Source organism: Streptomyces mirabilis (assembly GCF_018310535.1).
Lineage (GTDB): Bacteria > Actinomycetota > Actinomycetes > Streptomycetales > Streptomycetaceae > Streptomyces.
In genome coordinates, this window is the sequence record NZ_CP074102.1 from 7,266,860 (window position 1) to 7,291,427 (window position 24,568).

Consider the following 24,568-nt stretch of genomic DNA (forward strand, 5'->3'; position numbering starts at 1 on the left):
GTGGACCCCGTGGTGCAGTTCGGTGGCCTCATGCTGCATGCTGGGCAGTTCAGCGGGCCCGAAGGATCCGAGGGCCCGACGTCCCCGACGGTTACGGAGCGGCGCATGACCAGCACCTTCCCCGACATCTCCATCAGCACGGAGCGGTTGGTCCTGCGTGCGCTCGACGAGGACGACATCCCCTCCCTGGCCGCGATGATGAACGACGAGCAGGTCGGGGCCTGGACCGACGTGCCCCAGCCCTACACCGAGGACAGGGCCCGCATCTGGATCACCGAGTACGCGCCCACCGAACGCGCGGCGGGCCGGGGACTCGACCTCGCCGTCACCGAGTTCCTCACCCAGCGCCTGGTCGGCATCGTGCAGCTCGCCAAGACCGACTGGCATGTGCGCTCCACCGAACTGTCGTACGTCATCGCCCCCTGGGCCCGCGGCGAGGGCTACGCCTCCGAGGCGGCGCTCGCCACCGCCCGATGGCTCTTCCGCGACCAGAAGTTCGAGCGCATCGAACTGCGCACGGCGGCCGACAACACCGCCTCCCAGCAGGTCGCCCAGAAGATCGGCTGCATCAGCGAGGGCGTCCTGCGCAACGCCTGTATAGCGCACACCCGCACCGAGGACGGCCGCTGGGTGGACGTGCGCACCGACTTCATCGTCTGGAGCCTCCTCCCGGAGGACCTCGACGGAGTCGGCGACCAGCTCGCCGACACGGGTGGTTTCACGTCGTTCTCCGATTGGAACTGAACCGGCGGGATTCCCCGCGCCGAAGCCGGGGGACGTCCCGCACGGCGTTTCGAAGAACCGCTCCCACCCGGCAGATATCTGTGCGCCCGCACCCAGCGACACCAGGTACTCTCACGGAGCCCGCCCGCGGGCTGCCCACCGACGACCTGCGAAAACCTTCTGGAGACTGACGACGATGGCCGACCGGGTCACGGTGATCGGCTGGGACGGCTCGCCCTTGACCGCCGCGGCGCGCTCCGCCCTCGGCGCGGCCACTCTGGTGGCCGGAGCGGCGCACCACCTGGCGCTCCCCGAGGTGCCCCGGGCCGCCGAACGCATCCGCCTCGGCAGCGTCTCCCTCGCCGCCCGCCGTATCGCGGGCCACCGCGGCAGCGCCGTCGTCCTCGCCGACGGCGACCCCGGCTTCTTCGGAGTCGTACGCACCCTGCGCGCTCCCGAGTTCGGCCTGGAGGTCGAAGTCGTGCCCGCCGTCTCCTCGGTGGCCGCCGCCTTCGCCCGTGCCGGCATGCCCTGGGACGACGCACAGGTGGTCGTGGCGCACCGCCGCACCCTGCGCCGCGCGGTGAACGTCTGCCGCGCCCACACCAAGGTCGCCGTCCTCACCTCGCCCGGCGCCGGCCCCGCCGAACTCGGCCTGCTCCTCGAAGGAGTCCACCGCACCTTCGTCATCTGCGAGGAACTCGGCACCGCGAGCGAGCGGGTCACCATCCTCACCTCCGACAAGGCCGCCGACCACACCTGGCGCGACCCCAACGTCGTCATCGTCATCGGCGGCTTCGTGGCCGCGGCCGAGGACGGCGGCTGGATCGCCGGGCGCGACCCGGGCACCGGACCGCGCGGCTGGGCGCTGCCCGCCCAGGCGTACGGCGGCGCACTGGGCGAAGGCGAAACGGATCTGCTGCGCGCCGCCCAACTCGCCCGGCTGGGCCCGCGGGTCGGAGACCTCGTGTGGGACATCGGCTCCGGCAGCGGCGCCTTCGCCACCGAGGCGGCGCGCACCGGCGCGGCGGTCATCGCCGTCGACCGCAACCCCGGCTCCTGCGCCCGCACCGAGGACTCCGCCCGCCGCTACGGCGTCCAGATGCAGATCGTGCACGGCACCGCGCCGCACGTCCTGGAGAACCTCCCCGAACCCGATGTCGTACGCGTCGGCGGCGGGGGAGTGCAGGTCGTCTCGGCCGTCGCCGACCGCCGTCCGCAGCGCATCGTGACGCACGCGGCGACCCGGGACGCGGCCGAACTCGTGGGCCGCGATCTGACCGAGCACGGATATCAGGTCGAATGCGCCCTCATCCAGTCCGTCGAACTCGACACAAGGGCCTGGACGGAGACCGAGCGGAGCGTCGCGTTCCTGCTCACAGGCCGTCTGCCCGATCGCAACCCGTGATCCTGTTGTCGTACTGCGCGCGGTAGGCTGGCCGATCGTTGTACCGCTCCCGGGTGATCGGCCTTTCGTGGGCCAATGTCCGGAAAACGCGCCCGTTTTGAGGCGAGTGTGGTACGGCAGAACCGGAGGACGCGCAACGTGGCGCAGTCCACAGCGGGCCGTCGCGGATCAAGCTGTCGCGAGGGTCGGACGACCGGGACAATGCCAGTTAATGGCTTTGTCGTCTTTGTTGGCCGGTCGTTCGTGCCGCTGGGCGCGCACGCTCGTTCTTCACTGCGGGGCGGTCGGTGCGCCGTTCCGGGCGAGCAGGACTTGGAAGCACTAACCGATGGGCGAGGGGTACGCATGACCGACACCGGCCAGGTCCCGGGCGAGGGACTGCCGGAGAACGCAGGCATGGTGGAGCAGCCGGGCGTCCCCGCCCCGGGCGCGTACACCTTCCTCGACCCCTCCGAGAACCCCGCCGAGGACGACGACCTGCTTCTCATGCCAGGCGCACAGGGAGCGTGGGGCAACGAGGTGGCCCCGCCGCCCCCGCAGCCTCTCGTCCAGGAACAGCCTCTCGTCCATGAGCCGGGTCCGCACGAGACGGCCGGCCGGGACAGCGGTTCACTCGACCTCAGTGGCGTCCGCGTGCCCGGCCCCGCGGCCGCCCCGCAGCCGACGGCACCGCGCCGCCCGCTGCATCTCGGCCCGCCGACTCCGGACGGCTCCGCGAGCCCGGTGCGCTCGCTCGCCGACCGCGGCCCCGCCGCCGCGCCCGTGGCCACCCCGATGAACCCCGTGGCTCCCCCAACTCCGGTACGGCACGCGGGTCCCCCGACGGCCGGTCCCGAGTACCTCGACGTACCGCAGCTCTCCGAGATCCCGCCGCAGGGCGCGGTGCCGTGGGGAGCGCCGCCGGTGGGTCCCGAGGGGACGGCCGCAGAAACGGTCGTCCCGTCGGACGTCCAGGGCCCGGAGGCCGGAGTGGTCGTCGAAGCGGTGACGGTGCCGGAGGCGGCGCCGGTCGCGGAGGTTCCGGAGGCCGTCGAGGCCGCGGAATTCGCCCCGGTTCCCCAGCTTGCGGAGGCGGTCGAGGAGGTCGGGGCTCAGGGACTCGCGCAGGTGCCCCAGGCCCCGGAGACCGCCCACACGCCCGCGGCGTCGGAGGGCCACCTCGTCCAGCAGGCCGTGGAGGTCGCGCCGAGCCCCGAGGCCGTGGCGGGCTTTGAGGCGGCGCCGGGCTCTGAGGCCACGCCCGCGCCGGACGGCTTCCCGGCCCCCGAGGTCCCGGAGGCGACTCCCGCTTCGACGCCCTTCCCGGTCGCCCAGGACCTCCCGCACGCGGCGCCGACCGTGGACGACACCGCCGGGCACCTTGTCGGCACCCCGGCACAGGCTTCCGCGGCGGGCGAGCCTTTGGCGGCCGAACAGGTGCTCCAGCCCGCGCAGGACCCGCAGTCGACGCCCGCGGCCGAGCCGGGGGCCACCGAACAGGCTCCCCAACTCGCGGACCAGGCCGCCCACCTCGCCGAGCCCGCCGCCCAGGCGGTGGACCAGGCGCCCCAGTTCCCGGCCCAGGACGCCCAGTTCCCGGAAGCCGGTGTCCATATCCCGGAACCCGCGGTCCAGTTGGCGGACACGGGCATGGAGCCCGTGGCCCCCGCGGAAGCCGCGCAGCCCGAGTTCGCCCCGGAGCCCCTCGTGGTGTCCGCCGCCCAGGCAGCCGCCGAGGCTCAGGCGCAGGTGGCGCGCGCCGCTGACGACTCGTACGGACAGTCGGTCCCCGGCGCCGAGGCCTTCCCGGCGCAGGCCGCGCAGTTCGCGGCCCCCGCCGAGGCCCATGCCGCGTTCGCCGAGGCCGGTGCCGGTGTACCGGTCGGTGTCGCCGCCCACGCACAGGTGCCGCACGCGGCCACGAACCAGTCGCACGGCGAGCACCACCCCGGCGACACGGCAGGCGCACCCGGATTTCAGGGCGCCCCCCTGGACTCCGCCGCGGACCAGTCCCTTGGCCGGTTCGTGCCCGTCGAGGGCACGGTGCCGACGACCCCGCACCTCGCTCCGACCCCGCCGCACGCCATGACCGTGCCGCCGCTGCCCACGGAGGAGCCGCCCCCGGCCGAAGAGCCCCCGGCCCTGGTGGAAGCCGTGGCGGCGGAGAGCCAGGAGGCTCACCCCGCCCCTCTCGCCGAGGCGGAGCCCGCCATCGAGGCGGAGCCCCTCGCCACGGTTCCCGCGCCCCGCGAGGCCGAAGCCGAGACACCCCCCGTACCGGAGCCGTTCGAGGCGGACCCGGAGCCCGTAGTAGTCACACAGCAAGCGGACGACCTGGACACCCAGGTCGCCGACCAGGAAGAGAGCACGGCCGCAGTGGAAGACGTACGAGAGTCCACCGGCCCGGCGGCCCCCGGCTACGACGACGCCGAGCGCGAGGCCGTGCTGCGCGTGATGCGCGAGCGCCGCGACATCCGCAACGGCTTCCGCAGCGACCCGATCCCGCACGACGTGCTGCTGCGGGTCCTGGAGGCCGCGCACACCGCGCCGTCCGTCGGCCACTCCCAGCCCTGGGACTTCGTCGTCATCCGCTCCGCCGAGACCCGGCGCACGATGCACGAACTGGCCGCCCGTCAGCGCGAGGCGTACGCCAAGTCGCTGCCCAAGGGGCGCGCGAAGCAGTTCAAGGAACTGAAGATCGAGGCCATCCTCGACACGCCGGTGAACATCGTCGTCACCGCCGACCCGACCCGCGGCGGCCGTCACACCCTGGGCCGTCACACCCAGCCCCAGATGGCCCCGTACTCCTCCGCGCTCGCGGTCCAGAACCTGTGGCTCGCGGCCCGCGCCGAGGGTCTCGGCGTCGGCTGGGTCAGCTTCTTCGACGAGCGCGAGATGGTCCGCGCCCTCGGCCTGCCCGAGCACCTGGACGTGGTGGCGTACCTCTGCGTCGGCTACGTCGACGAGTTCCCCGAGGAACCCGAGCTGATGCAGGCCGGCTGGTCCAAGCGCCGCCCGCTCTCCTGGGTCGTGCACGAGGAGACGTACGGCCGTCGCGCGCTGCCCGGTGAGGAGCCGCACGACCTGCTCGCCGAGACGGTCTCCAACATCCGCCCGCTGGACGCCAAGGCGCTCGGCGAGGCGTGGGAGCGCCAGAAGCGGATGACCAAGCCCGCGGGCGCGCTCGGCATGCTGGAGATCATCTCCGCGCAGTTGTCCGGCCTGTCCCGGATGTGCCCGCCGCCGATCCCGGAGCCCGCCGCCGTCGCGATCTTCGCGGGCGACCACGGCGTGCACGCCCAGGGTGTCACCCCCTGGCCGCAGGAGGTCACCGGCCAGATGGTGGCCAACTTCCTGGGCGGCGGCGCGGTCTGCAACGCCTTCGCCAACCAGGTGGGCGCCGAGGTCTGCGTCATCGACGTGGGCGTCGCCTCCGACCTCCCCGCGACCCCGGGTCTCCTCCCGCGCAAGGTCCGCGCGGGCACCGCCGACATGACGACCGGCCCCGCGATGACCCGCGAAGAGGTCACGGCCGCCATCGAGGTGGGCATCGAGACGGCCCGCGACCTTGTGGCGGCCGGCAACAAGGCCCTGCTGACCGGCGAGATGGGCATCGCCAACACGACGGCGTCGGCCGCCCTGATCTCCGTCTTCACGGACACCGACCCGTCCGAGGTGACGGGCCGCGGCACCGGCATCAACGACGAGACCCTCGCCCGCAAGACCGAGGTCGTGCGCCGCGCCATCGAACTCCACCAGCCGGACCCGGCCGACCCCATCGGCGTCCTCGCCGCGATCGGCGGCCTCGAACACGCCGCCATGGTCGGCCTGCTCCTCGGCGGCGCCTCCCTGCGTACGCCGGTGATCCTGGACGGCGTCAGCGCCGGCGCCGCCGCCCTCGTGGCCCGTGCCATCGCCCCCGAGGTCCTCGCGGCCTGCATCGCGGGCCACCGCAGCGCCGAGCCCGGCCACGTCGCCGCCCTGAACAAACTGGGCCTGCGCCCCCTGGTCGACCTGGACCTGCGCCTCGGCGAGGGCACGGGTGCCCTGCTCGCCCTGCCGGTGGTCCAGAGCGCGGCGAGGGCGATGCACGAGGTGGCGACGTTCGATTCCGCAGGGGTCACCGAGAAGTAGACCGACGACGCGCCCCCTTGCGCGGGGGCCCGGCCCCTCACCCGGCGGAGCCGCACCGTGTCACTGCCGGGACGGGGCGGGCTTGGGGAAGGAACCCCTCCCGCCCCCGCCGTATCGTGGACCCGCACCCAAAACAGCACGTCAAGGCCGCTCCAGCCGAGCGCAGCGGCCCCGTACGAGGAGCCGCACCTCCATGGCCGAAAACCCCGCCTACCCCGTAGGACTCCGCCTCACCGGCCGCCGCGTAGTCGTCCTCGGCGGTGGCCAGGTTGCCCAGCGCCGCCTCCCGGCGCTCATCGCGGCAGGCGCGGACATCCACCTCGTGTCGCCCGAGGCCACCCCCTCCGTCGAGGCGATGGCGGACGCGAGCGAGATCACCTGGACGAGGCGCCCGTACGAGGACGGCGACCTCGCCGACGCCTGGTACGCCCTGATCGCGACCAGTGACCGGCAGGCGAACGCGGACGCCTCCGCCGAGGCGGAGCGCCACCGCGTCTGGTGCGTCCGCTCCGACGACGCCGACGCGGCGACCGCCTGGACCCCGGCCACCGGCCACAGCGAGGGCGTCACGGTCGCCGTCCTCACCACGAACGCCAAGGGCCGCGACCCCCGCCACACCGCGGCGATCCGCGACGCGGTGGTCGAGGGCCTGCGCGACGGCACCCTGGTGGCCCCCCACCACCGCACCCGCACCCCGGGTGTCGCCCTGGTCGGCGGCGGCCCCGGCGACCCCGACCTGATCACGGTCCGCGGCCGCCGACTGCTCGCCGAGGCCGACGTGGTCATCGCCGACCGTCTGGGCCCGCGCGACCTGCTCGCCGAACTCCCGCCGCACGTCGAGGTGATCGACGCGGCGAAGATCCCCTACGGCCGGTACATGGCCCAGGAGGCCATCAACAACGCGCTCATCGAGCACGCGAAGCAGGGCAAGTCGGTCGTCCGGCTCAAGGGCGGCGACCCGTTCGTCTTCGGCCGCGGCATGGAGGAGGCCCAGGCGCTCGCCGAGGCGGGCATCGTCTGCACGGTCGTCCCCGGCATCTCCAGTTCGATCTCGGTGCCGGGTGCGGCCGGTATCCCGGTCACCCACCGGGGTGTCGCACATGAGTTCACCGTGGTCAGTGGCCATGTCGCCCCTGACGACGAGCGATCCCTCGTCGACTGGCCGGCCCTCGCCCGTCTGCGCGGCACGCTCGTCGTCCTCATGGGCGTCGACAAGATCGGCAGGATCGCCGAGACCCTGATCGCGCACGGCAAGCCGGCCGACACCCCGGTCGCCCTGGTCCAGGAGGGCACGACCGCCGCCCAGCGCCGCGTCGACGCGACCCTGGCCACGGTCGCCGAGGCCGTACGCACCGAGGACGTGAAGCCCCCGGCGGTGATCGTCATCGGCGAGGTCGTGAACGTGGGTGTGCACAGCCCGCTGAACGCTTCCGAGTAACCACCGGTAACCCAACCCGTGCCCAGCCGTTGGCACCGCACCCAGGACAAGGCAGTATCACCCTGTGGCCGATCTCATCACCGTTGAGAACCCCGACGACCCGCGTCTGCGTGACTACACGGGCCTGACCGACGTGGAGCTGCGCCGCAAGCGCGAACCCGTCGAGGGCCTGTTCATCGCCGAGGGCGAGAAGGTCATCAGACGCGCCAAGGACGCCGGGTACGAGATGCGCTCGATGCTCCTGTCCGCCAAGTGGGTCGACGTCATGCGCGATGTCATCGACGAGCTCCCGGCCCCGGTGTACGCGGTCAGCCCGGAGCTCGCCGAACAGGTGACCGGCTACCACGTGCACCGGGGCGCGCTCGCGTCCATGCAGCGCAAGCCGCTGCCGACGGCCGAGGAACTCCTGCGCTCCGCGCGCCGGGTGGTCGTCATGGAGGCGGTCAACGACCACACCAACATCGGCGCGATCTTCCGCTCCGCCGCGGCTCTCGGCATGGACGCGGTCCTGCTCTCCCCGGACTGCGCGGACCCGCTCTACCGCCGCTCCGTGAAGGTCTCGATGGGCGCGGTCTTCTCGGTCCCGTACGCCCGTCTCGAGACCTGGCCCAAGGGCCTGGAGACGGTTCGCGACGCCGGCTTCAACCTGCTCGCCCTCACCCCGGACGAGAAGGCGAGGTCCCTGGACGAGGCGGCCCCGCACCGGATGGACCGGGTCGCGCTGATGCTGGGCGCGGAGGGCGACGGCCTGTCCACGAAGGCCCTGATGGCGGCGGACGAATGGGTCCGCATCCCGATGGCCCACGGCGTCGACTCGCTCAACGTCGGCGCGGCGGCCGCGGTCGCCTTCTACGCGGTGGCGACGGGCCGCCCACAGCCGTAGGGCTGTCGGCCTCAGCCGTCCTCGCTGATCCGGCTGCGGTACTGCTCGGCCATCAGATCGCCGGGAGGCCGCGCGTACGACGACTGCTCCTGTCGTACGTCCTTCCGTGTGCCCCCGTCGTCCAGCCCGCGGGCCGGACCCTGGCAGCCCTGCGCCGCCGCGATGCCCAGCGCGACGAGCAGCGTCACCACGACGAACACGAAGAGCCGCTGACGCAGCAGTCGCGGATTGGCCGGCCGCCGCCCGGTCCCCGTCGTCCGGGGTGCGGGACGCCCGGCGCCGCTGCGGGGCGCGGGCCTGTTGCCGGAGCGTCCGGTACTCCGGGCGGGCGCGGGTCGCGCACCCGACTGCGACGGCCGTGAGCCCCCGTTGGTGCCGCCCGTGCGCGGCGGCGGTGTGCCCGGCGGGCGGCGCTGGGTGGGCTGCTCGGCGTACTGCTCGGCGAGGCGCCCCGTCGGCCGGTCGGGATCATTGCGCTGCGCGGGCGGGCGGACGTCCGCCATGCCCTGTGCTTCGCGGGCCGCGATCTCCTTGAGCCGCAGGGAGAGTTGGAGCGTGCTGGGACGCTCCTCGGGGTCCTTGGCCAGACAGGCGCGGACGAGCGGAGCCAGCGCGTCCGGAACACCGTGCAGTTGCGGCTCCTCGTGCACCACCCGGTACAGCATCACTTCGGAACTGCCGTGTCCGAAGGGCGAGTCGTTGGTCGCCGCGTACGCCAGCGTGGCGCCGAGCGCGAACACGTCGGTGGCCGGGGTGACGGCGGCGCCGCGCACCTGCTCGGGCGCGAGGAACCCGGGCGAGCCGACCGCCGTACCGACGTGCGTCAGGGTGCTCGCCCCCGTCGCCCAGGCGATGCCGAAGTCGATGATCCGCGGCCCCTTCGGGGACAGCAGGATGTTGGACGGCTTGAGGTCCCGGTGCACGACACCGGCCTCGTGCACGGCGACGAGCCCCTCGGAGAGCGCGGCCCCGACGGCGGCCACGTCTGCGGCCGACATCGGGCCCTCCTCGGCGACCTTGTCGTGCAGCGAGGGCCCCGGCACGTACTGCGTGGCGAACCACGGCCGGTCCGCCTCGAGATCGGCGGCCACGAGCCGCGCCGTGCAGCCGCCCCTGATCCGCCGGGCCGCCGAGACCTCGCGGGCGAACCGTGACCGGAACTCCTGATCCTCCGCCAGATCCGGTCGGATCACCTTCAACGCGACCCGCTGGCCACGGCGGTCGGAGCCCAGGTAGACCACGCCCATCCCACCCGCGCCGAGCCGTCTGTGAAGCCTGAACGAGCCGACGACACGCGGGTCCTCGCGCCTCAGGCGCATCATCGCCATGTCCATCCCCGCTGCCCGGTCCGTTTGACGAGCCACAGCTTACGTTTCCGCGGCCGGGTGCGCGCAGAGGCCGCGCCCTCAGGGCCCGATCGATTGTCAGTGCCGGGTGGGAAACTTGAAAGACGGTCAGGGAATGTGCGAACAGGACTGCTTTGGGCTGCCTGTGATCCCAACCGTCCGTCGCAGAAGGGGGATTGAACCTGTGAAGGGTGATCGCGTGGAGATAGTCGTGGACGCCGGGGACACGACGCGTACGTACGAGGTGGTGGCGAGCAGGGCGGGTCGCAGAGTGGAGACCGCGGTGCGCCGGGGGGTGGTGGAAGTGAGCGAAGTCACCCGAAGCGGATCAGTGGTGCGCACCGCCCGCTTCATGGCGACGCGGGTGCTGGCGCTGGTCGAGCAGCCGGTGCCGAGGGAGGACAGCTCGGAACAGTCGGGACACACCGGACGCCCCCTCCGGGAAGACCCTGAGACCTAGGTCCTCATCTCCACCCAGGGGAGTACACCGCAGGTCATCGCTCATCCTCCGGGAGGCCCGGCAATCGGTACGAGGGCATGACGACCGATCGCCGCCGCGCCCATAGATTTGAGGTCAAGCGGCGGGTGCAGCACTCGTCCCCCGAGGTCAGACACTCGCCGCTGCCAACCACATAGATGCTCGGTCAGGAGAGGGACCATGGCCCACACGGCACCGCGGACGGCGATCCGCACAGGACGCAAGGCGTACAGCGCCGCGTTCCGCCCGCGTCGGCAGGGTCAGCGCCACCCCTTGGTGGCGACAGTGATGGTCCTTCCCCTGGCGGCCCTGCTCGTAGTCGTCTTCGGCGGCTGGGACGCGGTGGTCACACAAGCGTCGTCCGTGGGCGTGATGCTGGGGCGCTGAGCGGCGCCCCAGGCCCGGAAGAGCGGTCCGGGCGGGGACATCCGGCCATGAAACCCCGTGGGGACGGGGGTGCGGCGGACGGCACAAATGCCCGCGCAGCTGGGGAGCTGCGCGGGCATTGTTTTGCCCTGACACCGGGGCGGACCGGTTTCCCCGACTGCGGGCCGGTGGGGGGCCGGGGCGCAGCCCCGTGCTCCAGGGGCGCGGGGAACTGCGCGACCGGCCCCCCACCCACCCGCAGCCGACGAACCCACCCGGGGGTCTGGGGCGGAGCCCCCAGGGATGGGACGGGTAGGGCGGAGAACGTACGCTCGCGAGGTACCGACCGCACACCCCAGGGGGCCCCGTGACCGCAGACGTGCTTCCCGCCCTGACCGCGGGGGCGCGCACCGCGGCCCACCCCGCCGACACCCCCTGCACGCACCACGACTCCGTCCTCGCCGACCGCCACGACGGCACCGTCGTCCGCCACGGCGACGCCGTGGCCAAGGCCCACGCCCCCGGCACGGACCCCGCCGAACTCTCCCGTCGTCTCGAGCTCGCCGCACACCCCGACCTCACCGGCACCCTCCTCGCCCCGCTCCGCCCGAAGCCCGTCGACCTCCACGGCCGCCTGGTCACCTTCTGGCCGTACGGCACCCCGGTCGACCCGGAGACCCCCGAGGCCGCTCCCTGGGAGGCGGCCGCGACCCTGCTGGCCCACCTCCACCGGACCCCCGCGCCGGACGGCCTGCCGCCCATGCGGGGCCCCGCCAAGGCGGCCCGGGCGATCGCCCGGCTGCGGACGGCGGGCCCGCACCCGGCCGCCGCCTCGGTGCTGCGCGCCTGGGCGGCTCTGCCCGCCTGGGTCCGCGCCGAGGCGCCCATGCCGCCCGCGGGGACCCTCTGCCACGGAGACCTGCACCTCGGCCAGCTCGTCCGCCACCCCGCGCCGAGCGGCCCCTGGCTCCTCATCGACGTGGACGACCTCGGCGTGGGCGTCCCCGCCTGGGACCTGGCCCGCCCGGCCGCCTGGTACGCCTGCGGCCTGCTCATGCCCGACGAGTGGACCCGCTTCCTGACCGCCTACCAACGCGCCGGCGGCCCGGCCGTACCCGCCGACGGCGACCCCTGGCCCGCTCTGGACGTGGCGGCCCGCGCCCTCACCGTGCAGACCGCGGCCCTGGCGATCGCCAAGTCCGTGGGGGAGGACCGCCCCTTGGACGAGGTGCAGCAGGCCGTGGTCGACGCCTGTGACCGAATGGGAGCCGTCCCGCCCGAGTTGGCGCAGGGCCCGACCGCGTAGGGTGCAACCGTTCGAGGCCGGACAGTGTCTGTCCTGGCGGAAGCGGTACCGAACGGCGAGGAGTTGAGCCGAGCATGCAGTGTCCGAAGTGCCATGCGCCGATGCACACGTACAACCGCAATGGCGTCCAGATCGAGCAGTGCAGCGGCTGCCGCGGGATATTTCTCGACTACGGCGAGCTGGAGGCGCTGAGCCGGGTGGAGTCCCAGTGGTCGCAGCCCGCGCCGCCCCCGCCCGCCCCGCAGGCCTACCCCTCGGCGCCCGCGCCCGCGTGGGGCGCTCCGCAGCACGGTGGACACGGAGGCCACGGCGGCGGTCACTACGGCGGTCACCACCGTCACAAGAGCTTCGGCCACATGCTCTTCTCCTCCTGAGCACGACCGGAGGAACGACCTGACACGACGAAGCCCCCGACCGTACGAGACGGCCGGGGGCTTCGGCTGGTGCGCGATACTGGGATTGAACCAGTGACCTCTTCCGTGTCAGGGAAGCGCTCTCCCGCTGAGCTAATCGCGCAGGTGGACCTGCAGATGGTGCGGGTGGTGCGTACTGCGTGCGCGATACTGGGATTGAACCAGTGACCTCTTCCGTGTCAGGGAAGCGCTCTCCCGCTGAGCTAATCGCGCGGGGATCCGGATGGATCGGGTCCTTGCGGACCAGTGGACGATACTGGGATTGAACCAGTGACCTCTTCCGTGTCAGGGAAGCGCTCTCCCGCTGAGCTAATCGTCCTTGGAGGTGGAGACGGGATTTGAACCCGTGTAGACGGCTTTGCAGGCCGTTGCCTCGCCTCTCGGCCACTCCACCAGGAGTGTGGGGGTTCGGGATGATCCCCCTCTTCCTGCGAGCGGACGACCAGGTTCGAACTGGCGACCTCAACCTTGGCAAGGTTGCGCTCTACCAACTGAGCTACGTCCGCGTGTCGTTTCCGTTCGGCTTGCGCGTCCCGGCGACGTGTTGAACTCTAGCGGATTCCCGGGCCAGCACAAAAACGCGTTTGCGCAGCGTGCTGCGGTCTGTCCGGCAAAGGACACGGTCAGGGCACCCGCAGGTCACCCGACCTAGACTCGACTGCGTGCTCGACCTCCCTCCTCTCGCCCGTTTCGGTGGCCTCGTCGCGACCGGTCTCCTCGACGTCACCAGCGACCCCGCGGCCCTGGACTCGGCCGGCTTCTGGGCCGTGGCGGCCGACTTCGAGGGCAGCTTGGTCTGTGCCCGCTTCGCCGACGTACGCACCGAACCCGTGCCCGCCCCCGTCCCCGGGCAGTGGCGGGGGCCCGCCTCCGGTGACTGGACGTCCTCCCTCGATCACGAGGCGTACACCGCCGGCGTACGCCGCATCCGCGCCCACATAGCCGCCGGCGAGGTCTACCAGGCCAACCTCTGCCGCGTCCTGTCCGCACCCCTCGCCCCCGACGCCGACATCGACGCCCTCACCGCGCTGCTCGCCCGCGGCAACCCCGCCCCTTACGCGGGAACGATTCGCCTGCCCCACCACGGCGTCGAGATCGCCACCGCCTCCCCCGAACTCTTCCTGCGCCGCACCGGCTCCGTCATCGAATCCGGCCCCATCAAGGGCACCGGACGCACCGAGGCCGACCTCCTCGACAAGGACCACGCCGAGAACGTCATGATCGTGGACCTCGTCCGCAACGACCTCGGCCGCGTCTGCGTCACCGGCACCGTCACCGTCCCCGACCTGTGCGTGGTCGAAAAACACCCCGGGCTCGTCCACCTCGTCTCCACCGTCCGCGGCCACCTGCGCGCCGACATCGGCTGGCCCGAACTGCTGGCCGCCGCGTTCCCGCCCGGCTCCGTCACCGGCGCCCCCAAAACCAGCGCCCTGACCATCATCGACGCCCTGGAGACGGCACCCCGCGGCCCCTACTGCGGCGGCATCGGCTGGGTCGACGCCGACCGCACCACCGCACAGCTCGCCGTCGGCATCCGCACCTTCTGGGCCGACCGCGCCGAAGGCGTCCTGCGCTTCGGCACCGGCGCCGGCATCACCTGGGGCTCCGACCCCGAAAGGGAATGGCAGGAGACCGAGCTGAAGGCCGCCAGGCTGCTCGCGGTAGCGTCGGGACAGTACGGAGACGCGTACGAAAGTGGAAGGACTCTCTGACGTGAAGATCTGGCTCGACGGTGGTCTGCAGGACATGGAGTCCGCCCGCGTCTCCGTCTTCGATCACGGACTGACCGTGGGCGACGGCATCTTCGAGACCGTGAAGGCGGTGGAGGGGCGGCCGTTCGCGCTGACCCGCCACCTCGATCGGCTGGCCCGCTCGGCGCGCGGCCTGGGGCTGCCCGAACCCGACCTCGACGAGGTGCGCCGCGCCTGCGCCGCCGTCCTGGACGCCAACCCGATGCCGCTCGGCCGACTGCGGATCACCTACACCGGTGGCTACGGCCCGCTCGGCTCCGACCGCGGCGAACACGGGCCGACCCTGCTCGTCGCCCTCGGCGAGTCCACCCGCCGCCCCGACTCCACCGCCGTGATCACGGTGCCCTGGACCCGTAACGAGCGCGGCGCCCTCACCGGCCTCAAGACCACCTCGTACGCCGAGAACGTCGTGGCCCTGGCCCGCGCGCGCGAACAGGGCGCGAGCGAGGCGCTGTTCGCCAACACGGTCGGGCAGCTGTGCGAGGGTACGGGGTCGAACGTCTTCGTCGTCCTCGACGGCGAGATCCACACCCCGCCCGTCGCCTCCGGCTGTCTCGCCGGCATCACGCGCGCGCTCGCCGTCGAGTGGACCGGCGCCAGGGAGACCGATCTTCCGCTGGATGTCCTGGAGCGTGCGGACGAGGTCTTCCTGACGTCCACGCTGCGGGACGTGCAGGGTGCGCACCGGGTCGACGGGCGCCAACTCCCGGGCACGCCGGGCCCGGTGACCGCCAAGGCCATGCGGGTCTTCGAGGAGCGGGCCGGAAACGACCTCGACCCGTAGACGTCGCCCGTGGCACGTCAGCGAGCAAAACAGGATGACGACGGGGCACGGGACGGGTAGAACACCCCTGATGACCACCACCCTGCGGCCGACCGAGCCGCTTCAGCGCGGAGCCGACGGGGCGCTGTCCCGCCGTTACCAGGTGTGCGTGAACAGTCGTCCCGTGGGCGGGATCCACCTCTCCACGCATCCGGAGTACGGTCCCACCGTGGCCCGTGTCGGGGAGCTGTGCATCGAGGAACCCGACCGTGGGCGGGGCCGGGGCACGGTGGCCGTGCTCGCGGCCGAGGAGGTGGCCCGCGGCTGGGGCTGCAAGCGCGTCGAGACGTCGGTGCCCGGGGACGCGGACGGTGTGCTCCGGCTCGCCACGACCCTCGGGTACGTCCTGAGCAACCGCGTCATGACGAAGCACCTGGACGGCCCCGGCCCCGAACTGCCCGCGGGCAGTGTCGCCCGGCCCATGGCCGAGGCCGAGTACGTGCCCTGGCTGGCGAAGGAGCGCGAGGAGTTCGCCCGCTCGCAGATCGAGCGTGGCGTGCCCGAGGCCGAGGCGTACCGCAAGACGGACCAGGGGCTCGCCCGGTTCCTGCCGGACGGAGTGGCCAGCGAGAACACGGTGCTCGGCGTCCTCGAACACGAGGGGATCCCGGTCGGCACGCTGTGGCTGGGCCTGTGGCCCGACGCGGCGTTCGTGCTCGGGGTCGAGACCGACCCCGAGCACCGGGGCCGCGGCCACGGGCGCACCCTGATGCTGCTGGCCGAGGCCCGGGCGGTGGCCGGCGGGAAGGACCGCATCGGCCTCAACGTGTTCGCGGGGAACACCCCGGCGGAGAAGCTGTACGAGTCACTCGGCTATACGACGAGCGAGTACTACCTCTACAAGAACCTGCTCTGAACCACTTCGCGAGAACGAGTACTACGCGCCCTCGGCCAGCAGGCGGTCGGCGATCTCCTCGATGCGCTCGCGCAGGCCCTCCTGGCTCTTGCCGCCGTCGAGCCGCTCGCCGCCGATGACGTACGTCGGGGTGCCGGTCACGCCGATGGCCTTGCCCTCGGCCTGGTCGGCGTCGACGATCAGGATGTGCCGGCCGTCGATCAGGGCGGTGTCGAACTCCTCGGCGTCCAGACCGAGTTCGCGGGCCACCTCGATCAGGAAGGGCTCGCCCTTGCGGTCCAGTTCCTCGACACGGTCGAGGACCGCCTCGACGTACGGCCAGGTCCGGCCCTGCTCCGCGGCCTCCTCGGCGGCCTGCGCGGCGGCGAAGGCGTGCTTGTGCTTCTCCAGCGGGAAGTGCCGCAGCCGCAGCTCCAGACGGTCGCCGTAGCGGGCGCGCAGCGTGCGCAGGTCGGCTAGGGCGCTGCGGCAGTCGGGACACTGGAGTTCGCACCAGACGTCCAGGACGGCGGTGGCGCGGGCTGTGGAGGAGTCGTTCATGGCACCCAGTCTCCCAGCCCTGCCGACGGCGCCCCAACCGGGACCTGGGGAGGACCCCGACCCGGAGATGTCCCTGAGGTCCGCCCGGAGCATGGCATATCGGGCGTGGGGCGGTGCAGGATGGAAGGGACGAACCGACCCGCTCTGCCGAGCCCTGCCCTGGAGGACCGGATGATTGCCGAGACTGTCTGTTCCGCCGTCTCCGCGGCCGGCCTCGGCATCGCCGCGGTCACGGCCTACCGCAAGCGGTTCCTCTCCGCCGCCCGCATCGCCGCCTACTCGCTGGTGCCGGTCGGCCTGGTGATGACCGGGGTCGTCGGCTGGCTGGCCGACACCGCCTTCAGCCCCACCGCGTGGGCGGGCTTCGGTGTGCTGGGTGTGGCCTGGCTGCTGTTCATGACCACGCGGGCGGTGGAGCGGCGTGGCGGCGGGACCCGGAAGGAACGCAAGGCGGCCGCCCGGGCCGCCCAGCGGGAGGCGGTGGCCCCCGCGGCCTCGGCGCCCTCGCTGAGCCAGGGCTCCCGTCCGGCCGCCCGGCCCGCGACGACGCCTCGGGCCACGGGTTCCGACGACGACTTCAGCGACATCGAGGCCATCTTGAAGAAGCGCGGCATATGACGGGCTGAAACGACACAGAGGATCATGGGAGAGCGCGGAAACGATCACGTTCGTGCCTGCTCATCGCGGATATTGGCGAACTCCCGTTCATTCCGGGCGTGTTGATCGCGGAGCGGGTGGTGGCTGCGTCATCATCGCCGCGAGATGCTGGACACAACACAGAGCGACACCGCCGCCCCTCCCGAGGAGCCGCGGGGTTGTCTCTACGCGCTTTCCCAGCCACCGCTGATGATCTTCCTTGCGGTGATCGGCTGCCTGCTGCTCATGGCTTCGCTGCACGACCTGCTGCTGCTCTGAGCCGTACACGGAGCCCCTGGCGTCACCCGCCGAGGGCTCCGTCAGCCCGCCGCGCGTCCAGTGTCCGTCAGCCCGCCGCTTCCTTGCGGCGCGCCCGGTACGCCGCCACGTGGAGGCGGTTTCCGCAGGTCCGGCTGTCGCAGTAGCGGCGCGAGCGGTTGCGGGAGAGATCCACGAAGGCGTGCCGGCAGTCCGGGGCCTCGCAGCGCCGCAGCCGGTCCTGCTCTCCGGCGACCACGAAGAACGCCAGTGCCATCCCGCAATCGGCCGCGAGGTGGTCGGCGACCGAGGCACCTGGCGCGAAGTAGTGCACGTGCCAGTCGTAGCCGTCGTGGTCGGTGAGCCGGGGGGTGGTGCCCGCGACGGCGACCAGTTCGTTGATGAGACCCGCGGCGGTAAGGGGGTCGTCGGCGGCGAAGACTCCGGCGAACCGGCCGCGGATCTCGTGTACGGCCGCGAGGTCGTCCTCCGACAGCACGCCGACATCACTGATCCCGTGTTTTCGTACGAAATCGGCGAGGGACGCGACGTCCGGGAGCCCGTCCGTCGTGTCGTTCTCCGGTGCGGTGTTCACCAGGTCCACCACGGCGTCGAGGGAGCGCCGGGTGTCGTGGGTGATCAGCACGTTTCGCTCCCTGGCCTGGGGGTCGGGCAGGCGCCCTCCGATGCTGGCCGATGGTAGTGGCTTCCTGGGGTGGGGGAGCGAGGGCGGTCGATCTGTACGCGGTCAGTCGCGCGTCCGGGCCGGTCCACGGGCGAGTTCACGGGCCGCGAAGGTCATCCTGAACACCTCCGGAAGCCTCAGCCGCCGTCCGGGCCGGCACTGAGCCCGGTGGGCCGCGTGGGGCCGCCGGGTGTGTCGCGCCCGGCCTGGCGGCCCGGCCGCAGCGTCTGCCCCGCCCCATGCCCCAGGGGGCGCCCTCATTGGCTCTCTTCGGCGTCCCCGCCTGGGCAGGGCAGAAGAAGACCCGCCCTGGCCACGCACCCCGGCGCTGGAGCCGTCGAGGCCTGCCGTCGACCGCGCGCACCGGCGCCGCCCCCGCGGGAGTCCGCGGCGACGGCGCCGATGTTCGTGCCCTTTGCGGTTGTGCCCATTGCAGATGTTTAGGCCCGAGCCGTCTCCCCGAGTGGACGGCGCCGGGCGGCTCTATGGGGGTCTCGTCAGCTCTCGGCCAGGATGTGTGAGAGCTCCGTGTCGAGATCGAAATGCCGGTGTTCCGTGCCGGGGGGCACGGCGGCGTCCGTTCGCTTCAGGAACGACTCCAGGGCCCGCGCCGGGGCTTCCAGCAGGGCCTCGCCCTCCGGGGAGCTCAGGGCGATGCATACGACGCCCTGGCCATGGCTCCGGGACGGCCAGACTCGGACGTCGCCGGTACCGGTGGGCCGATGCAGGCCCTCGGCGAGGAGGTCGCGGGCGAACACCCACTCGACGGTTTCCTCGGCTCCGGTGTGGAAGGTGGCGTGCACGGCGTAGGGATCGGCCGTGTCATACCGCAGTCCTGCGGGTACAGGCAGTGAGGACTCGCTCGACACAACGAGGCGCAGGTGCAGCTCGCAGCTGACCGTGGTGTTCATAAGCGCCAGGGCCTTTCGCTCAGTGTGCGCTCGGGGATTCGCACGTCGGCGAAATCGACATGCCACCTACGGTGCCGTTGTAAACCCCTCTGAGTGTTTTGCGTGTCTTTACGTAACTCTTCCGGCCGAGAGCACGTTCGCCGGATAGGGCCATTCTGGTGACTGGTTTCTCTCCGGTAGGGTTTGGCCGTATGAATACGGGGAGTGACGAGCCGGGCAAGGTCGCCGCGGCGGATGGTGAGACGAAGATCGAGGGGCCGCTCGGATCGCGGGCGCCGGAATTCATCAAGGCCCGCCGTGCACTGCATCTGAGCTGGCAGGTGGGTGTTTTCGTCGTGGGGCTCGCGGTGGTCGGCGCCGGCGTGATCATGCTTCCACTGCCGGGCCCCGGCTGGCTGGTGATCTTCGGCGGCATGGCGATCTGGGCGACCGAGTTCGTCTGGGCACAGCTGGTGCTCCGCTGGACGAAGCGCAAGGTCACGGAGGCGACACAGCGGGCACTCGACCCGAAGGTGCGGCGCCGCAACATCATTCTCACGAGTGTCGGTGTCGTCATCGTCGCGGCCCTTGGTGGCGTCTACCTCTGGAAGTTCGGCGTCCAGATGCCGTGGAACATCCAGGAATGACCGACGGGTGACGCGACCCGGGAGACGGGACTCGTGACGCGACCCGGGAAGGGCTCGTGACGCGACCCGCGAAGGGCTCGTGACGGCACCCGTTCCCGTGCTGCTCCGAAGGCCCCTCCTGGGGCCCATTGGCTGGTCGGAGCCACCCCCTGACATGGGGTAATGTTCTCCCTGCGCCCGGGCGATTAGCTCAGCGGGAGAGCGCTTCGTTCACACCGAAGAGGTCACTGGTTCGATCCCAGTATCGCCCACCAGCACGACAGGCGACCCAGTTCCACGCAGTGCGTGGGCAGGGTCGCCTTCGTCATTCCCGCACCACCCCGCAGGGCGGGGGGTGCGCCCCCACGACACCCGCGGACCGCACCTTGCGTGTACCAGTGCCAGTATCGGTACCGGTATCGGAAGCGGTACCGCGGTCACCGCGCGGACGTCGGAAACCGGAGCCGGAGTCCCGGTCGCAGCCGCCATCGGAACCGGTGGCGTCCCGTCCTGTGGTGCGTCCATGTGGACCGCGCGGCTCCGCTCGCTCATGTCCGGCGTGGGACGTCGGCCGGACCGCCGCGCAGTTGCCCGCGCCGCTCGCGGTCATCGCCGCCGGCATGTGGCGCGGGCGGCGGGCGCGTCGCAGGCATTGACCTGCTGTCGCGGGCACTGACCTGCGAAGTCTCGAACTCCGCATCGCTACGCCGCTTCGCGGGACGCGCCCCCCGCATCGACCCGTCGACCAGGGTGAACGCCGGACCGACGCGAGCGAGCCGCCCTTCGGACGCGCACCAGCCGCCCGCTCGTGTCGGTGCGACCCGCCCGGGCCCGTCCAGATCTGCCCAGAGCTGCCCAGGCCCGTCCAGACCCACCCGAGCCCCTCCACCTCCCCACCAACACCAACCACACGCACGCCGGTTCGGCACCACCCCCTCGCGAAGACCCACCGCCCAACCGCCGCCCGCACGGCGGTTGTTTTCGGCCCGGCCCCACACTCGCCCGACCCGCCGTTTCCTGTTCGGCAACCCGACCGCACGCCCCGGACCTGCACACTCGTGCGCCTCCATGGGAGCGGCGCCCCCAATGCCCGCCGCCACGCGGCCGAACCGCGTCACACCAATTCCTGTCCGAATCATTGACGCGCCTGGAAGCCCTCCGTACCTTGTGCCAGCAAGCGCTTACTTGAAACGATTCATGCAGGTGCAACGACGTCGCGGGGAGGCCCGACTGTGGGAAACAACGGGAGTGTTGAGAGGCGTACGGTCCTCAAGGCGGCCGGAGCTTCACTGGCCACGCTGGGGCTGGCCGCGACGACGGGCTGCGGCGGGGACAGTGGCAGTTCCGGGGACGGGACGGTCACGATCCGGTACGCCTGGTGGGGTGCCGACGAGCGGGCGAAGAAGATCAACCAGTCCATCGCGCTCTTCGAGAAGAAGTACCCGAAGATCAAGGTGAAGACCGACTTCCAGGATTACGTGGCCTTTTGGGAGAAGTTCCAGACCCAGGCCGCCGGTGGAAATCCCCCGGACGTATTCCAGAACGCGGTCGGATTCCTGCGGAAGTACGACAAGAGAGGCATCCTGCTCGACCTCAAGCCTCAGATAGACGCGGGAAATCTGAGCCTCGACAACTTCCGCGCCGGAGTGGAGAAGGTCGGCCAGGTCGACGGAAAGCAGCTCGGTATTCCGGTCGGATCCAACACCATGTCACTTGTCATCGACGAGAAGGTGTTTGAGAAGGCGGGCATCAAGCCGAAGCAGGGCTGGACCTGGGACGAGTACTTCGCCGCCCTGAAGAAGATCCACGACACCCAGAAGCTGGCCGGCGACACCGGCTACTTCAGCATCATGTACCTGTACGACCTCTACCTCCGGCAGAACGGCAAGGCGTTCTTCACCAAGGACGGACTCGGATTCGACGAGGCCGACCTGACGGAGTGGTGGACGGACGGCTACAACCGCGTCAAGGCAGGCATCGTCACCGACCCCAAGCGGGTCGAGCAGGACAAGCCCAAGTCCTCGCTCTCGGCGGCCCACGGCGCCTCCGAGTTCACCTGGGACAACTTCACGGTCCGCTACACCGCCGAGGGCACCAGCACCTACGGCCTCGCGCCGATCCCGACCACCGACGGCAAGCAGACCGGTCAGTACCTCGCCTCCCTGATGCTGAGCGCCTCCGCCCGCACCAAGCACCCCAAGGAAGTCGCCCAGTTCATCAACTTCATGGTCCACGACCCCGAGGTCGGCAAGATCATGGGCTACGACCGGGGCATCCTCGCCACCACCGAGCAGTTCGACGCGTACAAGCCGACCGACGCGCCCAACCAGGCGATCGCGAAGTACGAGACGGATGTCGCCGCGGCCGGTGTGCTCGGCACCATCACCCCGCACCCGGCCGGAGCCGACACCTGCGAGTCCGCCTTCCTGCGCATCGGCGGTGACATGTCGCAGGGCACGACCAAGGTCGCCGACGCGGTCAAGCAGTTCTTCTCCGAGGCGAAGACCGCCCTCGCCGCCTGATGGGAACCGCCGTGACGCTCGTCAAGGACTCTCCGCCCGACGCCCCGGAGATACGCCCCGAGGCCCCGGCCGCCAAAAAGCGGCGTGGGCGCCGGGAAAACCTCGCCGGCTATCTCTTCATGTCCCCGTGGATCGCGGGCTTCCTGCTGCTGACCGCGGGCCCGATGGCCGCCTCCCTCTACTTCGCGTTCACCGACTACAACCTCTTCAATTCGCCGAAGTGGATCGGCTTCGACAACTTCACCAAGATGTTCCACGATCCGCGGTGGCAGAAGTCGGTCGAGGTGACGGCCAAGTACGTCGTCATCGGCACCCCGCTCAAGCTGCTGCTCGCGCTCGGAGTCGCCCTCCTGCTCGCACAGAGCCGCCGAGGGCAGGCCTTCTACCGGGCCGCCTTCTACGCCCCGTCGCTCATCGGTGCCAGTGTCTCCATCGGATTCGTGTGGCGCGCGCTCTTCTCGGACGACGCCATCGTGGACCGCACGCAGTCGTTCCTCGGTTTCCACACGGGAGGGTGGGTCGGCGACCCGAACTGGGTGCTCTACAGCCTGGTCGCGCTCACCGTCTGGCAGTTCGGCGCACCCATGGTGATCTTCCTCGCCGGACTCAAGCAGGTGCCGAGGGAGCTGTACGAGGCAGCGGAGGTGGACGGCGCCGGACCGTTCCGCAGGTTCTGGAACATCACCCTGCCGATGATCTCGCCGGTGCTCTTCTTCAACGTGCTCCTGGAGACCATCCACTCCTTCCAGATCTTCGGCTCCGCCTACGTGGTCTCCAACACCCAGTGCGGACCGGCCGACGCCACGCTCGTCTACACCTGCTACCTGTACCAGAAGGGCTTCAAGGAGTCCCAGATGGGCTTCGCGTCCGCCATGGCCTGGATGCTGCTGCTCGCCGTGGCGCTGGTGACGGCCGTCCTCTTCTGGTCCCAGAAGCGGTGGGTGCACTACGAGGAGGACGCCCGATGAGCACCACCCTGCGCAAGCCCCTCGAAGTCGGCAGCCGCAGGCGCACCGGCTCGCTCGTCTGGCACGTCGGCGCCCTGCTGATCCTCGCGGTCGTCCTCTATCCCGTCATCTGGGTCGTCGGCGCCTCGTTCAAGCCCAGCCGGGACATCATCGGCAGCCTGAACCTGTTCCCGACCAGCCCGGTCCTCGGCAACTTCAAGGGCCTGGCCGACGGCATCGCGGACATCTCGATCGCGACCTTCTTCCAGAACTCCCTCTTCTACGCGCTCGGCTCCGTCGTCGGCATCCTCATCTCCTGCTCGCTGACGGCCTACGCCTTCGCCAAGATCCGGTTCGCCGGCCGGAACCTGCTGTTCTCCCTCATGATCGGCACGCTTCTGCTGCCCTATCACGTGCTGCTCATCCCGCAGTACGTGATGTTCCAGAAGATGGAGCTGGTCAACACCTACGTTCCGCTGCTGATCGGCAAGTACCTGGCCACCGAGGCGTTCTTCGTCTTCCTCATGGTCCAGTTCATGCGGAACCTGCCGCGCGAACTGGACGAGGCGGCCCGGCTCGACGGCTGTGGCCATCTGCGGATCTACTGGTCGATCGTGCTGCCGCTGTGCCGCCCCGCCCTCATCACCAGCGCGATCTTCACCTTCATCAACGCCTGGAACGACTTCATGGGGCCGCTGATCTACCTCAACGAGCCCAGCAAGTACACGGTCTCGCTCGGCATGATGATGTTCCGCGACCAGGAGGGCGTCGCCAACTACGGCGGCATGATCGCGATGTCGCTGGTCGCCCTGCTGCCCGTACTCCTCTTCTTCCTCGCCTTCCAGCGGTATCTGATCGACGGTATGGCGACCTCCGGACTGAAGGGCTGAGATGGCCACCAGCCAGCCGCGGGCGCGGGCAGAGCAAAAAAGGCGTGCGAAGGCGCGCAAGGCACCCCGCGAGTCCGTCTTCGCCGAACGTTTCGGCGTGTTTGCGGAGTGTCTGCTCACTGGAGTGTGGATCGCGGTGGCCTCGCTGCCGCTGGTCACCTACCCCGCCGCGTTCGCGGCCGGTGCACGGCATCTGCGGCGGCGTACGTCCCACGAGGCGGGCGGCCTGAGGGAGTTCGTCGCCGACTTCCGGACCGCCGTCCGGGGCGGCTGGATCGCCGGGGTCGCCGGATGGGCGGCGGCGGCCGCGGTCTGGGTGGACGTCCAGGCCGTGCGTGCCGGGATCCCCGGCGGCCCGCTCGTCGGGGCCGTCGGCCTCTTCGCCCTGATCGGCCTCGCCGTGGCCGGGCTGCGCGCGGCGGCCGTCTGGGAACCCGGCGCCTCCTGGCGGGCGCTGCTGGCGAAGGCAGGACGCCGTACGGTCCTCGATCCGGCCGGCTCATTCCTGCTCGTGGGCGGACTGGCCGTCGTGGCTGCTTCCGCCCTGTTCATCGCGCCGCTGGCGGTCCCCGTCCTGGGGGCCGTCGCGGCGGCGGCCGTCGCCGTCGAGGCGCGCCACCGCCGCCGCTGAGCTTCTCGCAGGTCGGCGCCCCCGGCGTCGTACCTCTAT

General features: G+C 71.3%; 23 protein-coding genes and 6 tRNA genes. 20 read left to right on the plus strand and 9 right to left on the minus strand.

Annotated features, from left to right (window positions below):
* Positions 1 to 105: 105 nt before the first annotated feature.
* From SMIR_RS32105 to SMIR_RS32125, 5 genes are all read left to right on the plus strand, one after another.
* Positions 106 to 744: a GNAT family N-acetyltransferase gene (locus tag SMIR_RS32105; protein ID WP_168490072.1), complete on the plus strand. Its 639-nt coding sequence runs from the start codon at positions 106 to 108 to the stop codon at positions 742 to 744.
* 175 nt (positions 745 to 919) lie between these two features.
* Positions 920 to 2,131: a precorrin-6y C5,15-methyltransferase (decarboxylating) subunit CbiE gene (gene cbiE, locus SMIR_RS32110; protein ID WP_101406203.1), complete on the plus strand. Its 1,212-nt coding sequence runs from the start codon at positions 920 to 922 to the stop codon at positions 2,129 to 2,131.
* Between the two features lie 345 nt (positions 2,132 to 2,476).
* Positions 2,477 to 6,244, plus strand: a complete 3,768-nt coding sequence (gene cobT, locus SMIR_RS32115; protein WP_212727694.1) for a nicotinate-nucleotide--dimethylbenzimidazole phosphoribosyltransferase — start codon at positions 2,477 to 2,479, stop codon at positions 6,242 to 6,244.
* A gap of 193 nt (positions 6,245 to 6,437) precedes the next feature.
* Entirely contained in the window at positions 6,438 to 7,682 is a 1,245-nt protein-coding gene (cobA, locus tag SMIR_RS32120) for a uroporphyrinogen-III C-methyltransferase (protein ID WP_212727695.1), read from the plus strand.
* A 64-nt stretch (positions 7,683 to 7,746) separates the two neighbouring features.
* A complete protein-coding gene (locus SMIR_RS32125; protein WP_101406206.1) occupies positions 7,747 to 8,565 on the plus strand; it encodes a TrmH family RNA methyltransferase in 819 nt (272 codons plus the stop codon).
* Between the two features lie 11 nt (positions 8,566 to 8,576).
* Here the strand turns inward: SMIR_RS32125 and SMIR_RS32130 are convergent, their stop codons facing one another.
* Positions 8,577 to 9,899 (minus strand): serine/threonine-protein kinase, encoded by a 1,323-nt coding sequence (locus SMIR_RS32130; protein WP_248002858.1) that lies wholly within the window; start codon positions 9,897 to 9,899, stop codon positions 8,577 to 8,579.
* A 196-nt stretch (positions 9,900 to 10,095) separates the two neighbouring features.
* Between SMIR_RS32130 and SMIR_RS32135 the strand changes: the two genes are divergently transcribed.
* From SMIR_RS32135 to SMIR_RS32150, 4 genes are all read left to right on the plus strand, one after another.
* Positions 10,096 to 10,371, plus strand: a complete 276-nt coding sequence (locus tag SMIR_RS32135) for a DUF8836 family protein (protein ID WP_060902353.1) — start codon at positions 10,096 to 10,098, stop codon at positions 10,369 to 10,371.
* Positions 10,372 to 10,569: 198 nt separating this feature from the next.
* Complete coding sequence (locus SMIR_RS32140) at positions 10,570 to 10,776, plus strand: hypothetical protein (protein WP_168490070.1); 207 nt, start codon at positions 10,570 to 10,572, stop codon at positions 10,774 to 10,776.
* A gap of 346 nt (positions 10,777 to 11,122) precedes the next feature.
* A complete protein-coding gene (locus SMIR_RS32145) occupies positions 11,123 to 12,061 on the plus strand; it encodes a phosphotransferase family protein (protein WP_212727696.1) in 939 nt (312 codons plus the stop codon).
* A 74-nt stretch (positions 12,062 to 12,135) separates the two neighbouring features.
* Positions 12,136 to 12,435, plus strand: coding sequence for a TFIIB-type zinc ribbon-containing protein (locus tag SMIR_RS32150; protein WP_054230604.1), 300 nt, complete (start codon positions 12,136 to 12,138; stop codon positions 12,433 to 12,435).
* Positions 12,436 to 12,502: 67 nt separating this feature from the next.
* On the opposite strand, the gene SMIR_RS32155 is transcribed toward SMIR_RS32150, so the two are convergent.
* The 5 genes from SMIR_RS32155 to SMIR_RS32175 form a co-directional block, all read right to left on the minus strand.
* A tRNA-Val gene (locus SMIR_RS32155) sits at positions 12,503 to 12,577 on the minus strand.
* A gap of 38 nt (positions 12,578 to 12,615) precedes the next feature.
* Positions 12,616 to 12,687, minus strand: a tRNA-Val gene (locus SMIR_RS32160).
* A gap of 34 nt (positions 12,688 to 12,721) precedes the next feature.
* Positions 12,722 to 12,793 (minus strand) — tRNA-Val (locus SMIR_RS32165).
* A gap of 1 nt (position 12,794) precedes the next feature.
* Positions 12,795 to 12,868: transfer RNA gene (locus SMIR_RS32170), tRNA-Cys, on the minus strand.
* Positions 12,869 to 12,907: 39 nt separating this feature from the next.
* Positions 12,908 to 12,980 (minus strand) — tRNA-Gly (locus tag SMIR_RS32175).
* A 156-nt stretch (positions 12,981 to 13,136) separates the two neighbouring features.
* On the opposite strand from SMIR_RS32175, the gene SMIR_RS32180 reads away from it, so the two are divergent.
* The 3 genes from SMIR_RS32180 to SMIR_RS32190 all read left to right on the plus strand — a co-directional run bounded on the left by SMIR_RS32180 (position 13,137) and on the right by SMIR_RS32190 (position 15,904).
* Complete coding sequence (locus SMIR_RS32180) at positions 13,137 to 14,186, plus strand: chorismate-binding protein (protein ID WP_168490069.1); 1,050 nt, start codon at positions 13,137 to 13,139, stop codon at positions 14,184 to 14,186.
* 1 nt (position 14,187) lies between these two features.
* Entirely contained in the window at positions 14,188 to 15,009 is an 822-nt protein-coding gene (locus SMIR_RS32185) for an aminotransferase class IV (protein WP_212727697.1), read from the plus strand.
* Between the two features lie 70 nt (positions 15,010 to 15,079).
* Entirely contained in the window at positions 15,080 to 15,904 is an 825-nt protein-coding gene (locus SMIR_RS32190; protein WP_168490067.1) for a GNAT family N-acetyltransferase, read from the plus strand.
* 21 nt (positions 15,905 to 15,925) lie between these two features.
* Here the strand turns inward: SMIR_RS32190 and SMIR_RS32195 are convergent, their stop codons facing one another.
* Complete coding sequence (locus SMIR_RS32195; protein ID WP_168490066.1) at positions 15,926 to 16,444, minus strand: DsbA family protein; 519 nt, start codon at positions 16,442 to 16,444, stop codon at positions 15,926 to 15,928.
* Positions 16,445 to 16,615: 171 nt separating this feature from the next.
* Between SMIR_RS32195 and SMIR_RS32200 the strand changes: the two genes are divergently transcribed.
* Complete coding sequence (locus SMIR_RS32200) at positions 16,616 to 17,062, plus strand: hypothetical protein (RefSeq protein WP_097283920.1); 447 nt, start codon at positions 16,616 to 16,618, stop codon at positions 17,060 to 17,062.
* A gap of 144 nt (positions 17,063 to 17,206) precedes the next feature.
* Positions 17,207 to 17,359: a hypothetical protein gene (locus SMIR_RS32205; protein ID WP_168490065.1), complete on the plus strand. Its 153-nt coding sequence runs from the start codon at positions 17,207 to 17,209 to the stop codon at positions 17,357 to 17,359.
* A 67-nt stretch (positions 17,360 to 17,426) separates the two neighbouring features.
* Here the strand turns inward: SMIR_RS32205 and SMIR_RS32210 are convergent, their stop codons facing one another.
* Together SMIR_RS32210 and SMIR_RS32215 are read right to left on the minus strand one after the other, a co-directional pair.
* Positions 17,427 to 17,984 (minus strand): CGNR zinc finger domain-containing protein, encoded by a 558-nt coding sequence (locus SMIR_RS32210; protein WP_168490064.1) that lies wholly within the window; start codon positions 17,982 to 17,984, stop codon positions 17,427 to 17,429.
* A gap of 536 nt (positions 17,985 to 18,520) precedes the next feature.
* Positions 18,521 to 18,934 carry an SsgA family sporulation/cell division regulator gene (locus tag SMIR_RS32215; protein ID WP_003959770.1) on the minus strand — a complete coding sequence of 138 codons (414 nt, stop codon included), beginning with the start codon at positions 18,932 to 18,934 and terminating at the stop codon, positions 18,521 to 18,523.
* Positions 18,935 to 19,125: 191 nt separating this feature from the next.
* On the opposite strand from SMIR_RS32215, the gene SMIR_RS32220 reads away from it, so the two are divergent.
* The 6 genes from SMIR_RS32220 (at position 19,126) to SMIR_RS32245 (ending at position 24,529) form a co-directional block, all read left to right on the plus strand.
* Complete coding sequence (locus tag SMIR_RS32220) at positions 19,126 to 19,560, plus strand: TIGR02611 family protein (RefSeq protein ID WP_168490063.1); 435 nt, start codon at positions 19,126 to 19,128, stop codon at positions 19,558 to 19,560.
* A gap of 179 nt (positions 19,561 to 19,739) precedes the next feature.
* Positions 19,740 to 19,814, plus strand: a tRNA-Val gene (locus tag SMIR_RS32225).
* A 957-nt stretch (positions 19,815 to 20,771) separates the two neighbouring features.
* Positions 20,772 to 22,061: an ABC transporter substrate-binding protein gene (locus tag SMIR_RS32230; RefSeq protein WP_168490062.1), complete on the plus strand. Its 1,290-nt coding sequence runs from the start codon at positions 20,772 to 20,774 to the stop codon at positions 22,059 to 22,061.
* Between the two features lie 11 nt (positions 22,062 to 22,072).
* On the plus strand, positions 22,073 to 23,029 hold the full coding sequence (locus SMIR_RS32235; RefSeq protein WP_168490061.1) for a carbohydrate ABC transporter permease: 957 nt from the start codon (positions 22,073 to 22,075) through the stop codon (positions 23,027 to 23,029).
* A complete protein-coding gene (locus tag SMIR_RS32240; protein WP_168490060.1) occupies positions 23,026 to 23,898 on the plus strand; it encodes a carbohydrate ABC transporter permease in 873 nt (290 codons plus the stop codon). The genes SMIR_RS32235 and SMIR_RS32240 overlap by 4 nt, the downstream gene beginning before the upstream one ends.
* A 1-nt stretch (position 23,899) precedes the next feature.
* Positions 23,900 to 24,529 carry a hypothetical protein gene (locus SMIR_RS32245; protein ID WP_168490059.1) on the plus strand — a complete coding sequence of 210 codons (630 nt, stop codon included), beginning with the start codon at positions 23,900 to 23,902 and terminating at the stop codon, positions 24,527 to 24,529.
* Positions 24,530 to 24,568: the final 39 nt, after the last annotated feature.

Excerpts from the sequence above, each read along its gene's own strand:
- cobT (WP_212727694.1), top strand. The coding sequence starts at position 2,477 with ATGACCGACACCGGCCAGGTCCCGGGCGAGGGACTGCCGGAGAACGCA.
- SMIR_RS32195 (WP_168490066.1), bottom strand. The coding sequence starts at position 16,444 with ATGAACGACTCCTCCACAGCCCGCGCCACCGCCGTCCTGGACGTCTGG.
- SMIR_RS32130 (WP_248002858.1), bottom strand. The coding sequence starts at position 9,899 with ATGGACATGGCGATGATGCGCCTGAGGCGCGAGGACCCGCGTGTCGTC.
- SMIR_RS32245 (WP_168490059.1), top strand. The coding sequence starts at position 23,900 with ATGGCCACCAGCCAGCCGCGGGCGCGGGCAGAGCAAAAAAGGCGTGCG.
- SMIR_RS32205 (WP_168490065.1), top strand. The coding sequence starts at position 17,207 with ATGCTGGACACAACACAGAGCGACACCGCCGCCCCTCCCGAGGAGCCG.
- SMIR_RS32150 (WP_054230604.1), top strand. The coding sequence starts at position 12,136 with ATGCAGTGTCCGAAGTGCCATGCGCCGATGCACACGTACAACCGCAAT.
- SMIR_RS32200 (WP_097283920.1), top strand. The coding sequence starts at position 16,616 with ATGATTGCCGAGACTGTCTGTTCCGCCGTCTCCGCGGCCGGCCTCGGC.
- SMIR_RS32215 (WP_003959770.1), bottom strand. The coding sequence starts at position 18,934 with ATGAACACCACGGTCAGCTGCGAGCTGCACCTGCGCCTCGTTGTGTCG.
- SMIR_RS32140 (WP_168490070.1), top strand. The coding sequence starts at position 10,570 with ATGGCCCACACGGCACCGCGGACGGCGATCCGCACAGGACGCAAGGCG.
- SMIR_RS32190 (WP_168490067.1), top strand. The coding sequence starts at position 15,080 with ATGACCACCACCCTGCGGCCGACCGAGCCGCTTCAGCGCGGAGCCGAC.
- cbiE (WP_101406203.1), top strand. The coding sequence starts at position 920 with ATGGCCGACCGGGTCACGGTGATCGGCTGGGACGGCTCGCCCTTGACC.
- cobA (WP_212727695.1), top strand. The coding sequence starts at position 6,438 with ATGGCCGAAAACCCCGCCTACCCCGTAGGACTCCGCCTCACCGGCCGC.
- SMIR_RS32220 (WP_168490063.1), top strand. The coding sequence starts at position 19,126 with ATGAATACGGGGAGTGACGAGCCGGGCAAGGTCGCCGCGGCGGATGGT.
- SMIR_RS32105 (WP_168490072.1), top strand. The coding sequence starts at position 106 with ATGACCAGCACCTTCCCCGACATCTCCATCAGCACGGAGCGGTTGGTC.
- SMIR_RS32240 (WP_168490060.1), top strand. The coding sequence starts at position 23,026 with ATGAGCACCACCCTGCGCAAGCCCCTCGAAGTCGGCAGCCGCAGGCGC.